Source organism: Candidatus Spongiihabitans sp. (genome assembly GCF_965247905.1).
Classification (GTDB): domain Bacteria; phylum Pseudomonadota; class Gammaproteobacteria; order Arenicellales; family Poriferihabitantaceae; genus Spongiihabitans.
This window is the reverse complement of the sequence record NZ_OZ252047.1, coordinates 1100797-1115732: the sequence shown is the minus strand read 5'-3', so window position 1 is coordinate 1115732 and position 14936 is coordinate 1100797. Positions and strand designations below refer to the sequence as shown.

10 protein-coding genes are annotated in these 14936 nt (G+C 57.2%); 8 read left to right on the top strand and 2 right to left on the bottom strand.

Going from position 1 to position 14936, the window contains the following annotated elements; translation table 11 throughout:
* Positions 1-209: 209 nt before the first annotated feature.
* Positions 210-770, bottom strand: a complete 561-nt coding sequence (locus ACP158_RS05660; RefSeq protein ID WP_424947974.1) for a Panacea domain-containing protein — start codon at positions 768-770, stop codon at positions 210-212.
* Positions 771-1029: 259 nt separating this feature from the next.
* Here ACP158_RS05660 and malQ point away from each other — a divergent pair, with 259 nt between their 5' ends.
* The 7 genes from malQ to glgX all read left to right on the top strand — a co-directional run bounded on the left by malQ (position 1030) and on the right by glgX (position 13323).
* Entirely contained in the window at positions 1030-2586 is a 1557-nt protein-coding gene (malQ, locus tag ACP158_RS05655; protein ID WP_424947973.1) for a 4-alpha-glucanotransferase, read from the top strand.
* 83 nt (positions 2587-2669) lie between these two features.
* Positions 2670-3950 carry a glucose-1-phosphate adenylyltransferase gene (gene glgC, locus ACP158_RS05650; protein ID WP_424947972.1) on the top strand — a complete coding sequence of 427 codons (1281 nt, stop codon included), beginning with the start codon at positions 2670-2672 and terminating at the stop codon, positions 3948-3950.
* Between the two features lie 34 nt (positions 3951-3984).
* Positions 3985-5556: a glycogen synthase gene (locus ACP158_RS05645; protein ID WP_424947971.1), complete on the top strand. Its 1572-nt coding sequence runs from the start codon at positions 3985-3987 to the stop codon at positions 5554-5556.
* On the top strand, positions 5540-7774 hold the full coding sequence (gene glgB / locus ACP158_RS05640) for a 1,4-alpha-glucan branching protein GlgB (RefSeq protein ID WP_424947970.1): 2235 nt from the start codon (positions 5540-5542) through the stop codon (positions 7772-7774). The genes ACP158_RS05645 and glgB overlap by 17 nt, the downstream gene beginning before the upstream one ends.
* 164 nt (positions 7775-7938) lie before the next feature.
* Complete coding sequence (locus ACP158_RS05635) at positions 7939-10440, top strand: glycogen/starch/alpha-glucan phosphorylase (protein ID WP_424948410.1); 2502 nt, start codon at positions 7939-7941, stop codon at positions 10438-10440.
* Positions 10441-10455: 15 nt separating this feature from the next.
* Positions 10456-11115 carry a SprT-like domain-containing protein gene (locus ACP158_RS05630; protein ID WP_424947969.1) on the top strand — a complete coding sequence of 220 codons (660 nt, stop codon included), beginning with the start codon at positions 10456-10458 and terminating at the stop codon, positions 11113-11115.
* A 45-nt stretch (positions 11116-11160) separates the two neighbouring features.
* Positions 11161-13323, top strand: a complete 2163-nt coding sequence (gene glgX, locus ACP158_RS05625) for a glycogen debranching protein GlgX (protein ID WP_424947968.1) — start codon at positions 11161-11163, stop codon at positions 13321-13323.
* A gap of 120 nt (positions 13324-13443) precedes the next feature.
* Here the strand turns inward: glgX and ACP158_RS05620 are convergent, their stop codons facing one another.
* The gene (locus ACP158_RS05620) at positions 13444-13935 is read right to left on the bottom strand and encodes a VOC family protein (protein ID WP_424947967.1); all 492 of its coding nucleotides are present in this window, start codon (positions 13933-13935) and stop codon (positions 13444-13446) included.
* A 487-nt stretch (positions 13936-14422) separates the two neighbouring features.
* On the opposite strand from ACP158_RS05620, the gene ACP158_RS05615 reads away from it, so the two are divergent.
* Positions 14423-14875 carry a thioesterase family protein gene (locus tag ACP158_RS05615; RefSeq protein ID WP_424947966.1) on the top strand — a complete coding sequence of 151 codons (453 nt, stop codon included), beginning with the start codon at positions 14423-14425 and terminating at the stop codon, positions 14873-14875.
* Positions 14876-14936 lie beyond the last annotated feature (61 nt).

The following is a 14936-nucleotide window of genomic DNA, read 5'->3' as shown; positions in this document are numbered from 1 at the left end:
CGACGTTTACAATGCAGGAATTGTCATATTGTCGGCCTTCGTATACGGTGCAAATTGGCACGATAATAATTTCTCGTTGCGGCCCAACGGGGTCATTCAGAATTACAAAAAGGCGCTTGTTGCTTAAATTCCCTTGCGGGTTTGATGGAACCAAGAGCGAACCACGCTTTACAACGCTAAACAAAATCCCTCCCTGGTATCCGGTGCTGCTATGAAGATGCGAACAGCCTGTCCAATGCTTTTTCGTTTTGTATGTCTTCAGCAAGATCGCGGGCTATGGATTGGCTCCTGCCCAGTGCCAGAAAGACATCGACATCAGAAATAGGAATCGATGAATTGTCTGGATGTTTCCATTCCTTGCAAAAACGATGAGTAAATTTAGATAACCGCCACTGATCATACTTTCCAAATTGATCCCAGATTGAATTCATAACCTCAATATCGGCATCGCTAAATTGGTCCAATTCATCTTCCTCAATCGCTCTTTTTAGTCTGATATTGTATTGGTCACGCCCACCTATCCAAGCGGCCCATTGAGCTGCGCCTTCAGCGTCCCGACAGGCGCCATTGGCCAAATCATAAGCACGCGACAAAATTGGCCCATTATCCATGGATATAAAATTGTCATAGGTGATTGGGGCATCGTACCGATCCATGGATTTTCTATCAGACAAATAAAGAAGTTTCATCAGCTTCATGATGTTGATAGTGCCGCCCTCTTTAGAGGCGAAAAAAGCAGCCGCTTGCGCTACTTTGGCATAAGTAAACATGAGTATCCCCAGTGAACCACGGTTCGGTTAGAATTTATCATATCAGATGGCCTGTTTCGTTCATTCAAATTCCCGGTGTCCTGGTCATTCTTGTCGATTCCCCATCCCCGCAATGTGGCGGCACGGATATTAACCCAAATTTTAGTTAAAATCACCACCCGGATTTGACACAGCTTGCACGCACCCAACTCTTTTTGGGTTAGATTTTGGGGATGGCCCGGATAACATCATTTAAGCAGTATTCTGGCAACCTTTATAAATGGAAACGAAACAAATAAACCGGGCAATCCTGCCGACTGGTCGTCGGGCTGGCGTCGGCATGCACTTCTCGTCATTGCCGGGGGCTTACGGCATCGGTGATATTGCCGACAGCGCGCAGGCCTTCATTGAAGCCTTGGCGAACATGCATATCGGGGTTTGGCAATTCCTGCCCACCGGGCCGACGGCGTATGCAGACTCGCCCTATCAACCGCTGTCGGCATTTGCCGGCAATGAAAATCTGATTGGCATTGAACCGTTGATACGGGCCGGGTTGATCAGCTCAGATGAAGCGCAAGCACTCAAGCAACTGCCGCACGAGTTTGTCGATTACGGCCGGCTTATCCCGGCAAAAAACGTCTTGCTGGCCACGGCTGCCGACCGCTTCAGCAATAAAATAAATGCCGGCAAAATCAATGCGCGCCTGACATCCCGCTATGACGAATTCCTGCATTCCCATGGCCCCATCTGGCTCGACGATTACGCCCTCTACCGCGTGCTGAAAACCAGGCACGGTGAGCGGCCATGGCCGCAATGGCAGCCGCCTTACCGGTATCGTGAGGCTACTGCAATCAGCCGAATAAGGGCTTCATCCGCTAAGGCGATTGAGCGTATTAAAATCACTCAGTTCCTGTTTGACCAGCAATGGCGCGCCTTGCGTGCCTGCGCCGCGCAGCACAATATCCGCCTGTTTGCGGATATGCCCATCTACATCGCGCTCGACAGTGTTGATGCCTGGGCGCGCCCGCAATGCTTGCGCATCGATCATAATGGCCAGCCTGCGCAGGTCGCTGGCACGCCGCCCGATTACTTCAGCGAGCATGGGCAACTGTGGGGTAATCCGCTGTATGACTGGGATTATCATGCCGCCAATGGCTATCAGTGGTGGATCGACCGACTGCGCCATGCGGCGACAATGGCGGACCTGATCAGGATCGATCACTTCCGCGGATTCGAGGCTTACTGGGCAATACCGGCCGAATCCGACACTGCGCGGCACGGCGTCTGGGAAGCGGGGCCCGGCGATGCGCTGTTCGATGCACTGCGAGATGCGCTCAGCTGCCTGCCTATTGTGGCGGAAGACCTGGGCGTGATTACGGCGCAAGTGGACGCACTGCGGCTTCGCCACCAAATACCCGGCATGAAAGTCTTACAGTTTGAAGTCAGCAACCCCGACTTTCAACTTTCTGACATTCGGCAGAATTGTGTCTGCTATACCGCTACCCACGATAATGACACCACCGTCGGCTGGTTTCGCGACAGCAACCACGACACGTGCAGCCAAGCCGAATCTGAAGCCGCTCGTGCCAATGCCTTGCGGCTGACCGGTGGGACTGCGGACACTATCAACACCGATATGATCGGATTGGCTTTTTCCAGCGCGGCCCGATTAGCCGTCGCACCGATGCAGGATTATCTGGGGCTCGGCGGCGAAGCCCGGCTCAATATTCCAGCCACGACCGAGGGCAACTGGAGATGGCGGCTGCAGTCCAGCCAACTGGCACCCGCTTTTCACGAATCGGTCATGGCAATGGTGCACAAATCATCACGTGGCTGACATTTCAGGCTACACTATAAAGCATCTTTGATACTATTAAGGTATCTCTGAATTATTCGGGAACAAATGTATGCCCAACAATCATGATCAACAATAACGGCGAACAAGGTCGTTACGTCAGCTTGCTGACGCGGGATACGATGGCGCTGATTCTTGCCGGCGGCCAGGGTTCCAGATTGCACGAACTGACCGAATGGCGCGCCAAGCCGGCGGTTCACTTCGGCGGCAAGTTGCGCATAATTGATTTTCCGTTGTCCAACTGCATCAATTCCGGGGTGCGGCGGATTGGCGTTTTGACCCAGTACAAGGCGCATTCCCTGATTCGCCATCTGGTGCGCGGCTGGACCAACTTCCAGGCCGAGCAACGCGAATTCATCGAAATCCTGCCGGCCTCGCAACGCACCGGCCAGGAATGGTATCTCGGCACCGCGGATGCGGTATACCAGAACCTCGACATTATTCGCACGCACAATCCCGGTTATGTGCTGATACTGGCCGGTGATCATGTCTATAAGATGGACTACGGCCCTCTGCTCGCCTGGCATTCGGAAAAACAGGCGGACATGACGGTATGTTGCATCGAAGTGCCGCTGGCGGAAGCGGCCGGCGCGCTCGGGGTGATGACCGTCGACCACAGCAATCGCGTCATCGCCTTTGACGAGAAACCCGAAAACCCACAACCCTTACCAGGGCAAAGCGAGCTCTGCCTGGCTTCAATGGGTAATTATGTATTCAACACCGATTTTCTGTTTGATCAGGTGATCAAGGACGCCGACACCAGCGCCTCGGCGCACGATTTCGGCAAGAACATCATTCCGTCCATCATCGATAAATACCGGATTTATGCGTTTCCGTTTCGCGACCCCAAAACCGCGCGGCAACCCTACTGGCGCGATGTGGGAACGCTGGATGCGTTCTGGGAGGCGAATATGGAACTCATCGACATCGATCCCGCGCTTGATCTGTATGACAGCAAGTGGCCGATCTTTTCGCACCAAGCGCAACTGCCGCCGGCAAAATTCGTGTTCGATGAACCCGGTCGTCGCGGCCAGGCAATCACCTCAATGGTATCGGCCGGCTGCATCATTTCCGGCGCCAGCGTCAAGGGCTCGCTGTTGTTCTCGAACTGTCGGATCGGCTCCTACGCCTCGATAGAAGATTCCGTGATTCTGCCCGGTTGCGAAATTAATCGGCGCAGTCGCATAAAGAACGCCATCATCGACCGTGGCACGGTCATTCCAGAAGACCTGGAAGTGGGCGTCGATCTTGAGGCCGATCGTAGTCGTGGGTTTCGTGTGACCCGCGGCGGACGCACACTGGTGACCCCGGATATGCTGGGACAGACCCTGCACTATACGCGATAGCCCGGATATTGCCTGAATATTGCCCGAATATTTTATGAGAATTTGGCTGGTTGCGGCGGAAAATGGCGCGCTCAAGGGTGGCAAAGTCGGCGGTATCGCCGATGTGATTCGCGACCTGCCGCCGGCGCTGGCCGCGCGCGGTCATCAGGTGACGGTCATTACGCCCGCCTACGGCATATTCAACAAGCTACCGCAAGCCCGGCATATCGAAGATTTTCAGGTGCGATTTGGCGGCGCACAGCATAGCGCGCAAATCTGGCAAATCCCGCAACCGCAAATCCAGCAATCGGCGCCAGCGGTCGAATTTATTGCCATCGAGCATGCGTTGTTATCGCCCAAAGGCGCCGGTGTCATTTACCACGATGATGGGCCGACAGCGCCCTACGCGATTGATGCCAGCCGTTTCGCTTTTTTTTGCGCGGCCGTGGTGGCTCAGGTCGAGCAATGCGCGCACCCGCCGGATGTTTTGCACCTGCACGACTGGCATATGGGACTGGTGCTCGCGTTGCGACATTACGACGCTTCCTTGAAAAAAATTCGCGCCATTCGTATCGTAGTTACGATTCACAATCTGGCTTTCCAGGGCATCCGTCCGTTGAAGAATCACCCGTCGTCCTTGGCGGCCTGGTTTCCACGACTACGCTATCAGCGCGGACAGATTGGCGATCCGCGCTACCCGGATTGTGTTAATCCGATGGCAACCGCCATACGCCTGGCCGATAAGCTGAACACGGTCTCTCCGACCTACGCGCGCGAGATTCTCCAACCGAATGATCGTGTGCGCGGGTTCAGCGGCGGGGAAGGGTTGGAGGATGATTTAGGTGCGGCCGCAGCAGAAAATAGATTGACCGGTATCCTCAATGGCTGCGCCTACGTCAACTCTGATGGAAGCCGCTCTGATAGAAGATGGCGCGGTGGACATCGGCCAGGTTGGTCTCGATTGTTGCAAGCGATCGCTGGCGAAAAGCATCTGTTGAAAAATAATTTGACCGCGCGGCAAACACTTAATCAACTGCCGCGCAAAAGACCGTCAAAGCTATTGATCAGCATCGGGCGCATTGGTGAGCAGAAGGTCTCATTGTTCCTGCAGCCGACCAAAACCCATGCTTGCGCGCTTGAGATGATTCTCGAACAGCACGGCGCCGCCATGGTATTCATCATGCTTGGCAGCGGCGACAGCGAACTCGAAAAGCGGCTGCGCGCGATTGCGGCGGCACACCGCAATTTTCTGTTGCTGACTGGTTATTCTGAAACACTGGCCGATCTGTTGTATGGCGCGGGCGATCTGTTCCTGATGCCGAGCAGTTTTGAGCCTTGCGGAATCAGCCAGATGCTGGCGATGCGCGCCGGCCAGCCTTGTGTGGTGCATGCGGTGGGCGGTTTGAAAGACACCGTGACTCAGGCGGTCAACGGATTTACTTTTGGCGGCGAAACGCCGAGCGACCAAGCCGAGAATTTTGTTTCATCAGTCAACCAGGCGCTGTTAATAAAATCCACCGACAACGGGCGCTGGCAAAAGATTCGTAACCATGCCAGCGCCATGCGTTTTAGCTGGGAAGCGGCCGCAGCAGCCTATATCTCCGATCTATATGAATTCGCGGATTGACAATCGGCCCGGCAATCGGCCTCACAGTCGGCCCGACAAGCAGGCATCGATATGGCAGGCACTGGCCGACGGTCGGCACAGCGATCCATTTGCGTTGCTGGGACTGCATCTGCAAAACGGTGTCCGTATTGTGCGAACGTTGCAACCTCAGGCAAAATCGGTAACTCTGCTGGACCGTCTCGGCAAAGTACTGCGGCCAATGCGCCGGGTTCATGCGGGCGGCATTTTCGAGGCGCCGATGGCGGACGGGAAGCGGCGCTATCAATTGCGCATTGAATCAAAATCGGGCGGCATGCAAGATATTGAGGACGCTTATCGCTTGCCGTCAATGTTGGGGGATTTGGATTTGCACCTGATGAGCGAGGGCAATCACCAGCAACTCTTCAACAAACTGGGCGCGCAGCCGACCCGTCTGCTTGGTCTCAACGGCAGCTGCTTTGCCGTCTGGGCGCCCAACGCCTTGCGCGTGAGCGTGGTCGGCGATTTCAACGACTGGGATGGACGCAGGCATGTTATGCGTGTGCATCCGGGTAGCGGCGTCTGGGAAATATTCATCCCCGGCGTGTGCGCCGGCGCCCTCTACAAGTATGAAATACTGGATCGACAGGGCGACTTGCTGCCGCTGAAGTCCGACCCGATGGCGCATTTTTTCGAGCCGCCGCCGGGCAATGCCTCCATCGTCTATCGCAGCCATCACCGCTGGCGCGACCAGACGTGGATGCAACAGCACCGCAGCACCCCACGATTTGATCAACCGCTCAGCATCTACGAGGTGCACCTTGGCTCTTGGCGCCGCCGCGCCGACGGCCGCGCCTTGAGCTATCGCGAACTGGCGCGCGAACTGGTGGCTTATGTGGTGGACCTGGGCTTTACCCATATTGAACTTATGCCGGTCACCGAGCATCCTTTTGACGGCTCCTGGGGCTACCAGCCGATTGGCTTGTACGCGCCCACCCAACGCTTTGGCGCGCCGGACGATTTCCGCCACCTGATCGACTGCTGTCACCGCGCCGGCATCGCGGTGATCATGGACTGGGTGCCGGCGCATTTTCCGCGCGACGCGCACGGCCTCGGCCGCTTTGACGGCAGCGCGCTGTATGAACACCAAGACCCGCGCCAAGGCGAGCACGCCGACTGGGGCACGCTGATTTTCAACTACGGGCGCGGCGAAGTGATCAACTATCTTGTAGGCAGCGCACTGTGCTGGATCGACGAATTCCACATCGATGCGTTGCGCGTGGACGCGGTGGCAGCAATGCTGTATCTCGACTATTCGCGCGCGCCCGGCGAGTGGGTCGCGAACCGATACGGCGGCAATGAAAATCTCGAAGCGGTTGATTTCATCCGCCGCCTGAATATCGCGGTTCATGCCCGCGGCGCGTGTTGTTTCGCCGAGGAATCAACTGCCTGGCCGGGGGTCTCGCAACCCACCGACAGCGGCGGCTTGGGCTTCACCTACAAGTGGAACATGGGCTGGATGAACGACACGCTGGCGTATATGCGCGAATCGCCGATGCAGCGCAAGCATCACCACGACAACATGACTTTCGGGTTGGTCTATGCGTTTAGCGAAAACTTCGTGCTGCCGCTGTCGCACGACGAGGTCGTGCACGGCAAGGGCTCCCTGCTCGGGCGCATGCCGGGCGACGACTGGCAACGCTTTGCCAACCTGCGTGCCTACTTTGGTTTCATGTATGCGTATCCGGGCAAGAAACTGCTGTTCATGGGCGCCGAGATCGCGCAGGAAAATGAATGGAATCACCAGCGCGAACTTGACTGGCGCCTGCTCGAGCAGCCGCGCCACCGCAAGGTGCAGGCCTTGGTGCGCGACCTGAACCACGTGTATCGCGCCACCGCGGCGCTGCATCAACAGGATTGCAAGCCCGCAGGCTTTGAATGGATCGACTGGCAGGATCGCGATCACAGCGTGTTGTCGTGGATTCGGCGCGCCGGTCATGGCGATGGTGATGGCGGTGGCGGTTTCGTCATCTGCATCTGCAACTTCACCGCGCAAGTTCACGACCGATACCGCATTGGCGTCCCCGCGCCCGGCGACTACCGCGAGATCATGAACACCGACGCCGCGCGCTACGGCGGCAGCGACCTGGTCAATGCGGGCCTGCTGCGCTCGCAGCGCGCCGCGGCGCACGGCCACGGCGATTCGCTTGTCCTGACCGTGCCGCCGCTGGCAACCCTCATCCTGCAACCGCAATTTTGAGCATGGCCGCAACCCCCCTTAATGAGAGTGCGCGCGATAACCGGTGCAACGATTCGCGTCATAACGATTCGCCTGATGATTCGCCTGATGATTCGCCTGATGATTCGCCTGATGATTCGCCTGACGATTCGCGCCATCAGGAAACCCGCCCGCACGCGGACGCGATGCAACTGCTGCATGCGCCGGCGCTGAAAATGAATGCCGACGCGCTGCTGCAGGACTGCGCGCATTACTTCGGCCGGATGCTGGGGCGCGGCAGCCACGTCAACCACGGGGCGCTGTCGCCCGGGCTGTTCGAAGCACTGGCCTATGCAACCCGGACGCGCCTGATGGAGCGCTGGAGCCGAACCAATAACGCGCTGCAAAGCGGACAACACCGGCGCGCGCACTACATTTCGCTGGAGTTCCTGATGGGCCGCCTGCTGCGCAACGCGCTGTTGAGTCTCGGCATTCAAGACCAGGCCGCCGACGCGCTGCAGCGGATTGGAGTCGAACTGGAGGACGTTTATGAGTATGAACATGACGCCGGACTCGGCAACGGCGGACTCGGACGGCTGGCCGCCTGCTTGCTGGACAGTTGCGCGACTTTGCGGCTGCCGGTGATCGGTTATGGCATCCGCTACCGCTACGGCATGTTCCGCCAGCGCCTCGAAAATGGCTGCCAGATCGAAGAGCCTGATCCTTGGCTACGCGGCGGCTTCCCGTGGGAGATTAAGCGCATCGAATTAAGCCGCACGGTAAAGTTCGGTGGCCGGTGTTTAACCCGGATCGATCAGGATCGGCGCACCCGGCATCGCTGGGTCGATACCCACGATGTGCTGGCGGTGCCGTTCGACGTACCCATCCCGGGATACCGGAACGATGTGGTCAACACCCTGAGACTGTGGTCGGCTGCGGCCACAGACGAGTTTGACCTCGAAGAGTTTAATGCTGGAAGCTACGCCGATGCCGTGGCCGCTAAAAATGAAGCCGAAAATATCACCATGGTGTTGTATCCGAACAACGAATCCGAGAATGGCCAAGAACTGCGGCTGCGGCAACAGTATTTCCTGGTCTCCGCCAGTTTGCAGGACGTGTTGTCTGACTGGCAGGCCAACCATGGGGATGGCAATGACAATGACTTTGCCGACTTCGCCGCCAACAACTGTTTTCAACTGAACGACACCCATCCGGCCATCGCGGTGCCGGAACTGATGCGCTTGTTGATGGATGAACACGGACTGCGCTGGAGCATCGCCTGGGACCTCACCCGGCAGACCATGGCCTACACCAACCACACGCTGTTGCCCGAGGCACTGGAGCTATGGCCGCAAGCGATGATCGGCGAGCTGTTGCCACGCATTATGGAAATCATTAACGAAATCAACAAACGCTTCAGAGCCGAGGTCAGCGCGAGATGGCCAGGCGACCGGCAACGCCTGGAACGCATGTCATTGATTCAGTCGGGCCCGACGCCGATGGTGCGCATGGCCTACCTCGCCATTGTCGGCAGTTATTCGGTCAACGGCGTGGCCGAGTTGCATTCCCGACTGCTGCGCCATGGCCTGTTCAAGGATTTCGCCGAGCATTGGCCAGAGAAATTCAACAACAAGACCAACGGCGTGACCCAGCGGCGCTGGCTGGCCCACTGCAATCCCGGCCTGAGCGCGCTGATTACCAGCAAAATCGGCGCCGACTGGATTACCGATCTCGAGCAACTGGCGCGGCTGCGGGATTTTGCCGCCGAGCCGACTTTCCATGCCGACTGGCGCGCGGTCAAGAGCGCCAACAAAATCCGGCTGGCGCGGGTGCTCGAACAGCGCGTCGGGACTAAAGTCGATGCGGCCATGCTGTTCGACGTGCAGGTGAAGCGCATCCATGAATACAAGCGGCAACTGCTTAACCTGTTGCATGTGGTTCATCTGTACGACCGTATCCGCCGCGGTGATGGCAGCGGGCTGGTGCCTCGCCTGGTCATCATCGGTGGCAAGGCCGCGCCCGGCTACGTCATGGCCAAGAACGTCATCAAGTGCATCAATGATGTCGCGCGCGTGATTAACGCGGATGCTGCCATGAAAGGCCGGCTGCAACTGATTTTTTATCCCGATTACAACGTCTCGGCGATGGAATTGATTTGCCCGGCCACCGACCTGTCGGAGCAGATTTCAACCGCCGGCAAAGAGGCTTCCGGTACCGGCAATATGAAGTTCATGATGAACGGCGCGCTGACCATGGGCACGCTGGACGGCGCCAATGTCGAGATTCGCCAAGCGGTCGGCGAACAGAACTTTTTCCTGTTCGGGCTGAGCGTGGATGAAATTGCCAAACGCCGTTCCGATTACGCACCGCATTACCATCCGCAGGCGATCATCGACCGCGACCCGGATTTTTCGCGCGTCCTGCAACTACTGCAAAGCGGACACTTCAATCAGGATCAACCCGCCGTGTTCGATGCCGTAATCCATGCGCTGCGGGATCCTGCCGATGCGTGGATGACGGCGGCGGATTTCCGCAGTTTCATCGAGGCGCAGGCGCGCGCCGACGCGGCCTTTCAGGATGCGCCGCGCTGGACGCGCATGAGTATTCTCAACACCGCGGCCTCCGGCCGATTCTCGACCGACCGCACCATCCGCGACTATAACCGCGAGATCTGGCGGCTTAAGCCCATTCAGCCCGCTCGGCCATGATGGTGCTTGATTCAAATGCACGACCCGGATAACCTGGACAAGTTGAAAGCTCGGGTATCGCCGGGCGACTTAGTCCGGTTTGAATTTCGCGGGCAGCGACTGCATGGCGCTGTCTCTACACTTGGACCTAAGTATGCCGGCATCACTGTCGCGGATGGAGAGCGCTATCGGGTGCCGTATCAACTCATTCGGTCGCTGGGCGAAACCAAAGACTATTCGGATCAAGAGCAGGGCGCGCTCGAAAACTGCCGCAAACTCCTGCGCAAACATGGCTTGAGCGACTGGTCGGCTTGCCTGGACGAGGCCATGAATCGAGCAGGTGCCTGCAAATACAGCAACAAGCAAATCTCACTTTCGCGGCTTTTCCTTCGAGCCGCCTCCGAGCGGGAGATACTCGACACGATTCTGCATGAGATTGCCCATGCGCTGGCTGGCCCCGAACATCACCATGATGCGGTCTGGCGCAAAATTGCCCGAGACATTGGATGCAGCGGAGAACGCTGTCATAATCTTGAGTTCAGCCGGCCGCGTTGGATTATGCAATGCCCGAACGGCTGTTTTGCACATGCCAGAAAGCGGCGCGCCCGCGGGCTGGTTTGTAAAAAATGCAAGCAGCCGGTAAGGTTCGTTCCCTGGACAAAAGAGCGGGCGCTGGCACTCAACGATTGTCGATAATTGAATAGCAAGAATAACTGCGCACAGCATCATTTTGCGCCCATAATGCAACGCGGCTGCCGCGACCCGCTGGGCGCGCACTGGGATGGCGATGGGGTCAATTTCGCCTTATATTCAGCGCGCGCCGAGGCCGTTGAACTGTGCCTGTTCGATGCGCAGGGCAATGAAACAGCGCGCTTGGCGTTGCCCGACCAGGATGATGACATCTGGCATGGCTACTTGCCGGGCTGCAAACCGGGTCAGCGCTATGGCTACCGCGTCCACGGACCCTACCAGCCGGCGCAAGGCCTACGCTTCAATGCCAATAAGTTGCTGATCGATCCTTACGCACGCGCACTGGACGGCGGCTTTTCCTGGTCGCCGCCGGCGGCTCTGTTTGATTTTGACCCGGATTTTGACCCGGACGGCGCCACTGAAAAGATGCGAATCAGCACCTTGGACAGCGCCGCTTGCATGCCTAAATGCGTGGTCACCGCGGCGCAAAATTTGCCGGCGACTGCACGGCCAAATATCCCTTGGGCAAAGACCATTATTTACGAAGCCAACGTGCGCGGGTTCACCATGCGCCATCCGGCCGTGCCGCCATCTGAGCGCGGCAAGTTCCGCGCCATGCACAATGCGGCGATACTGGACTATCTAAAAGCGCTGGGCATCACTGCCATCGAACTGATGCCGGTGCATGCTTTCATCGATGAAGCCTTTCTGGTGAAACGCGGGTTGAGAAATTTCTGGGGCTACAACAGCATCAATTTTTTCGCCCCCGAAATGCGTTATGTCAATGATCATGCCGCCGGTGATCATGCCATAGGCGAGTTCCGCGAAATGGTCAACGCCATTCACGACACCGGCATCGAAGTGATTCTCGACGTGGTTTACAACCACACCGGCGAAGGCGATGCGCGCGGCCCGACACTCAGTTTCCGCGGCATCGACAACCTAACTTATTACCGCACGCTGCCGAATGACCCGGGCGGTTATGTGAATGACAGCGGCTGCGGTAATACGCTGAATGTTGATCATCCTCGGTTGCGCGAGTTGGTGCTCGCCAGTCTGCGATACTGGCACCGGGACATGGGGGTGGATGGTTTTCGTTTTGATCTGGCTACGGGGCTGGGCCGAACCGCGCAGGGTTTCGATTGCGACCATGCCCTGCTCAAGCAAATCAGCGAGCAAATTGCCGGCGATGGCGCGCTCAACGGGGTCAAGTTGATCGCCGAACCCTGGGACGCCGGCCCGGACGGCTACCAACTGGGACAGTTCCCGCGCGCTTGGGCCGAATGGAACGACCGCTATCGGGATAGTGTGCGCCGCTTCTGGCGTGGTGATGCGGGGGAGGCCGGGGAGCTTGCCCGACGGCTACATGGCTCTGCAGATCTGTTTGAGGCCGACGGGCGCGCACCCAATGCCAGCATCAACCTGGTCACCAGCCATGATGGTTTCAGCCTGGCAGACCTGGTTAGTTACGAGTCCCGACACAACTTGGCCAACGGCGAAAACAACCGTGATGGTCATGCACTTAACTTCAGCCGAAACTACGGCATTGAGGGCGAAACCAGCCAACAGCCAATCAAAAAACTGCGCCGCCGACAACAACTGAACCTGCTCGCCACCTTGCTGTTGTCGCAAGGTACGCCGATGCTGCTGGCCGGGGATGAGTTTGGCAATTCACAGCAGGGCAATAATAACGCCTATGCGCAGGATAACGAGACCGGTTGGCTGGACTGGAGCGAACTGGCGACAGACCCGGCTTTTCTGACACAGGTGCGTGAGCTGATTGGCTTGCGCCGCGACACCGCTTTGCTGAGACAGGCGCAGTACCGGCATGGGCATTTGTTGGATGGGCAGGGGCGGCCCGATATAGCCTGGCACCATCCCGACGGGCGCAACATGGCGGCGGCGGATTGGGAGCAGGCACAGGCGTTTACGGTCATTCTGGCGACCGGCGGCAACGACGATGGTCGGGCATGCGGTCGTCCCGGCAATCGTCCAGACGGTCGCGGCGACGGCATCGCGCCAAGCGCTCGCGGCGATGTCCTTGCCATTATGCTGAACGCATCCGCATCCACGGTCGATTTCACCCTAACGGAAATATCGCCGCCCAACCCCTGGCTGCTGGCGTTTAGCAGTAGCGATAACCCCCCAAACCGGTTGGGTCAACACGTCTGGCAACTCCAGGACTTCTCCCTTGCCTGTCTGCGTCAGGGCTGATTTGAGGGCCGAGTTGATGGCCGAGTTGATGCGGCAGGTCTTGCGTGCTTGTCCTGTCATTAAGGACGGAAAAACGCTGAATTAATCCGCGCCCATTTACCTTTCTGGGCAGTTGACTTCCTAGGCGTTAGCGTTAGCTTTTTCTTTTTGCCAGTCATCCAAAGCCTGACGCGCGGTCACAACGGCGGCTGCGGCTTGTTCATCATATCCCGGGCGTTTAGCGGTCAGTTCAATCACATAACCGTTGGGGTCGCGAAAATAAATGGAATCGATGGAACCGTGATCCGCAATGCCGCGGGTTTCGATGCCGGCCGCCTTGCCTTTTTCGAACATGTTATGCAGATCCTCCGGTTCCACTTCGAGCGCGATGTGCAAGTCAAAATCGTGTTGCTTTTTAAATTCAAACGGGTGGTCAGGGACCTCGAAAAAAGCCAGGAACGAGCCGTCATCCATTTCGAAAAAGACGTGCAATATATTGGTCTGCCGCCCGCTCTTCGTTTCCTTGATCTGAAACGCGTTGGCCAACGGCAGGCCAAGGAAATCTTCGTAGAACCGTCGCGTTTCTTCGGCGTCGCGACAGCGATAGGCATTGTGGTGCAACCCTTTGAGCATGATTTGTCTCCTGAATAGTGTCTTGATCCAGAGCATAGAACATCTGTTTGTGCTGGTCAAGCGCCTTTAATGCTTCGTTCCGCACCAGCGCGCATCGCATCATCAAGCGCGGCGCATCCGAACGCTTTCCGCCAGACAAATCGCACAGAGGTCGGCGCGCACCTTGGGATTATGGTGTTGGCAGATTTTTGCTCCCAGCAAAACCTGCACCCCCGCAATCTGCAATGGCTGTACGAGGCTGAAGCCTCACTTCCGAGGGCCGTTGACGGTGACCGCGATCAACCAGGAACTGGTCCATTACCCGTGGACCTATAATCATGCCGACCACACGATAGTTTGGATTTAATGACGCCGATGGCGTATTATCGGCAACCCACCGTGGCGACCTGATTTGTCTCATATGTGGTGAACCCGGACATGACATTGTCCGCCGCCGGCTGGAGTGCGATAATAAACGGGCAGTATTGACCATTATTCGGGATAAAACATGACCATACTAAAACTCCACTCCGAGCCGTTGCAAGATGCCTGGCTTGATGCCTACGGACATTTGAACGAGGCTTATTATCTGGTTCCGTTCAGCAATGCGACCTGGCGGCTGCAGGATCACTTACGAATGGGCGTTGACTATTTTGATAATACCGGCTGCGCGATTTACACCGTGGAAACCCACATGCGTTATTTGCGCGAGGTTCGAAAACCGGCGGTGATGAATATTGAAAGCATCATTCTTGGGTCGGAGGCTAAAAAAATCCACTTTGCCCACTTGATGTTGGTTGACGATGCGCTGTGCGCCACCGCGGAGTTCATGGCTTTGCATTATGATGCCAAGCGAGGTCGCACCGCGCCGATGCCGGATGATGCGCAGGCGATGTTGAAAGATGCCGAAATCAAGCAAAAACCGGATTGGACCGGGCGACGAATTAGCCTAATGAATTAACCTGATGAATTAATCGCTGGTCGCGCTCCCTGGTCACAATCGCTGGCCACACTCTCTGGTC